Genomic DNA, 3,126 nt, shown 5'->3' with positions numbered 1-3,126 from the left:
AACCGCTGACCTCTTGCATGCCATGCAAGCGCTCTCCCAGCTGAGCTATAGCCCCACAGGACCTCTTTACGAACCAAATCCGCTGGGTGCAGAATTTGGTGGAGCTAAGCGGGATCGAACCGCTGACCTCTTGCATGCCATGCAAGCGCTCTCCCAGCTGAGCTATAGCCCCGTAACGTAAAGCGTGTCGTGTTGACGGGCGGCATAATATGAATTCCTTGCTCAGGTGTCAACGGCAAAATTATCCTTCTCGATTCAATCGCTGAAAAAGCAGGCAACCTGCTGACATTGCGAGCCTTATCGCAGCCAGAAGTTAAACAGGTCACCTTTTCCAGTAAAAGGATGCTATAACATGGACAGCTAATTCCATACATTTACTCAGGAAATAGTATGCTCAAGGAACGAATGACACCTGAAGAAATCGCCCATCTGACCGGCTACAGTCGGCAAACTATCAATAAGTGGGTGCGGAAAGAAGGCTGGCAGACCTCTCCGCGGCCTGGCGTCCAGGGCGGCAAGGCGCGCCTGGTCCATGTCAATGAGCAAGTCAGGGAGTTTATCCGCAGCGCCCAGCGCGTGGCGGAGACGCCCGGCACCTATTCTCCCCACGACAGCGATCTGGAATCGCTGCTGCTGACCCTCTGTAAAGAACTCACCCCCAGCGAGCAGAAGCAGCTTATGTCGCTGTTGCTGCGCGAGGGGATCACCGGGTTACTGCTTCGGTTAGGGATCCGCGATCGGTAAACCATGATGAAACTAAAAGATAAAATGACGCCCGCAGAGCTTGCCGACTGCCTGGGGCTGGCCAGACAAACGATCAATCGCTGGGTTCGGGAGAAGAAATGGCGCACAGAAGCGATACCCGGCGTTAAAGGGGGACGAGCGCGACTGGTGGTCATCGACCAACCGGTGCGTGAGTTTTTGACTAACATTCCCGCCAGACGCCATCTGTTTAGCGACAATCATCTCGCGGAATCGCCAGGCGCTTACCTGGTCAATGAGGCGGACGCGATCTGGCGGCAAATCACAGAAACCCTGCAACTGATGACTCCGGCAGAACAGCTGCAGCTCCGCGACCTGCTGGCCCGGGAAGGGATTAGCGGTTTTCTTGCCCGCCTCGGCATCGCCAGCCCGGCGTAACAGACAAAAAAAACGGCAGGAGTATATCCTGCCGTTATATCATCTACGTCCCCGTCAGGACGCCTGGCCTTCGCGCTCAGCGATAAAAGCCAGCGCTTTATTGATACGCTCTACGCTACGGGACTTGCCGATTGCATGGACGGTTACGTCAAGCGCAGGAGACTGCCCAGCACCGGTAACGGCCACGCGCAGCGGCATACCGACTTTACCCATGCCCACTTCCAGCTCATCAGCGGTTGCCTGAATCGCGTGGTGGACGTTTTCCGCCGTCCAGTCGCTAATCGCCGCCAGCTTGTCGCGGACGACCTCCAGCGGCTGACGCGCTACCGGACGCAAATGTTTCTTCGCCGCGTCGGCGTCGAACTCAGCGAACTCTTCATAGAAGTAGCGGCAGCTCTGGGCAATCTCTTTCAGCGTTTTGCAACGCTCGCCCAGCAGCTTCACCAACTCGGCCAGCTGCGGACCGTTGCGGGTATCGATATTTTCCTGCTCGATATGCCACTGCAGATGGGTCGCCACATACTCCGCTGGCAGCGTATTGATGTAATGATGGTTCAGCCACAGCAGCTTGTCGGTGTTGAACGCACTGGCAGATTTGCTGACCGCCCCCAGCGAGAAGAACTCGATCATCTCTTCGCGGGTGAAGATCTCCTGATCGCCATGGGACCAGCCCAGACGCACCAGATAGTTAAGCAACGCTTCCGGCAGGTAGCCATCGTCGCGATACTGCATCACGCTGACCGCCCCGTGGCGCTTGGAGAGTTTCTTGCCATCGTCGCCGTTGATCATCGATACGTGCGCGTATACCGGCACCGGCGCGTTCAGCGCTTTAAGGATGTTGATCTGGCGCGGCGTGTTATTGATATGATCTTCACCACGGATCACGTGGGTGATCGCCATGTCCCAGTCATCCACGACGACGCAGAAGTTGTAGGTCGGGGAACCATCGGTACGGCGAATGATCAGATCGTCCAGCTCCTGGTTGCTGAACTCGATAGGTCCGCGGATCTGATCGTCAAAAATAACTGACCCTTCCTGCGGGTTGGCGAAACGCACCACGCACGGCTCATCGTCGGCATGATGCTCGTGGCTATGGCGGCAGCGGCCATCGTAACGCGGCTTCTCACCGTTCGCCATCTGCTCTTCGCGCAACGCTTCCAGACGCTCTTTCGAGCAATAGCATTTATAAGCGGTACCGGCTTCCAGCATCTCATCGATCACGTTGTTATAACGATCGAAACGTTTGGTCTGGTAATAGGGACCTTCGTCCCATTGCAGATTCAGCCAGTTCATGCCATCCATGATGGCTTCAATTGCTTCCGGGGTGGAGCGTTCGAGATCGGTGTCTTCAATACGCAGTACAAACTCACCGCCGTGGTTACGGGCAAAAAGCCAGGAATAGAGAGCAGTACGCGCACCGCCAACGTGCAGATAGCCGGTTGGGCTTGGCGCGAAGCGAGTTTTGATTTTCATGAATTGGCCTTACGTTTAATAAAGATGCCGATAGACGGCAATGTCCGGTGGAAATTATGGGTCAATATTCTAACACCGTGGGCTGATTCCTCAATGTTGTTCCCGTCGGAACGTCGCGGTTTGCCATTTTTGTTTATAAATCATGCTATGACGCCGGTTTTACGATCGCTTTGTTTAATTTTACGACGAACGAACGAATTCTTTAGAAAAGGCGTTGACTCATTTTCAACTCTCCCTATAATGCGACTCCACACAGCGGGGGTGATTAGCTCAGCTGGGAGAGCACCTCCCTTACAAGGAGGGGGTCGGCGGTTCGATCCCGTCATCACCCACCACTACTTAACGTAGTCTCCGCCGTGTAGAACAGAAAATTGAGAAGTGGGTGATTAGCTCAGCTGGGAGAGCACCTCCCTTACAAGGAGGGGGTCGGCGGTTCGATCCCGTCATCACCCACCACTTCGGGTCGTTAGCTCAGTTGGTAGAGCAGTTGACTTTTAATCAATTGGTCGCAGG

General features: G+C 55.0%; 3 protein-coding genes and 3 tRNA genes. 4 read left to right on the top strand and 2 right to left on the bottom strand.

Going from position 1 to position 3,126, the window contains the following annotated elements; all coding sequences use genetic code 11:
- Positions 1 to 96 precede the first annotated feature (96 nt).
- A tRNA-Ala gene (locus tag ABLV64_RS05705) sits at positions 97 to 172 on the bottom strand.
- A gap of 218 nt (positions 173 to 390) precedes the next feature.
- On the opposite strand from ABLV64_RS05705, the gene ABLV64_RS05700 reads away from it, so the two are divergent.
- Together ABLV64_RS05700 and ABLV64_RS05695 are read left to right on the top strand one after the other, a co-directional pair.
- Positions 391 to 744 carry a YfeC-like transcriptional regulator gene (locus ABLV64_RS05700; protein ID WP_004202017.1) on the top strand — a complete coding sequence of 118 codons (354 nt, stop codon included), beginning with the start codon at positions 391 to 393 and terminating at the stop codon, positions 742 to 744.
- 3 nt (positions 745 to 747) lie between these two features.
- Entirely contained in the window at positions 748 to 1,140 is a 393-nt protein-coding gene (locus ABLV64_RS05695) for a YfeC-like transcriptional regulator (RefSeq protein ID WP_004202015.1), read from the top strand.
- Positions 1,141 to 1,194: 54 nt separating this feature from the next.
- Here the strand turns inward: ABLV64_RS05695 and gltX are convergent, their stop codons facing one another.
- The gene (gene gltX, locus ABLV64_RS05690; protein WP_004202014.1) at positions 1,195 to 2,613 is read right to left on the bottom strand and encodes a glutamate--tRNA ligase; all 1,419 of its coding nucleotides are present in this window, start codon (positions 2,611 to 2,613) and stop codon (positions 1,195 to 1,197) included.
- Between the two features lie 259 nt (positions 2,614 to 2,872).
- Here gltX and ABLV64_RS05685 point away from each other — a divergent pair.
- Both ABLV64_RS05685 and ABLV64_RS05680 read left to right on the top strand, forming a co-directional pair.
- A tRNA-Val gene (locus tag ABLV64_RS05685) sits at positions 2,873 to 2,948 on the top strand.
- A gap of 45 nt (positions 2,949 to 2,993) precedes the next feature.
- Positions 2,994 to 3,069 (top strand) — tRNA-Val (locus ABLV64_RS05680).
- Positions 3,070 to 3,126 lie beyond the last annotated feature (57 nt).

The organism is Klebsiella sp. JB_Kp031, assembly GCF_040064295.1.
In the GTDB taxonomy this organism is placed as follows: Bacteria; Pseudomonadota; Gammaproteobacteria; order Enterobacterales; family Enterobacteriaceae; genus Klebsiella; species Klebsiella quasipneumoniae.
The sequence above is the reverse complement of the archived record's forward strand: the minus strand, read 5'-3'. Positions and strand labels throughout refer to the sequence as shown.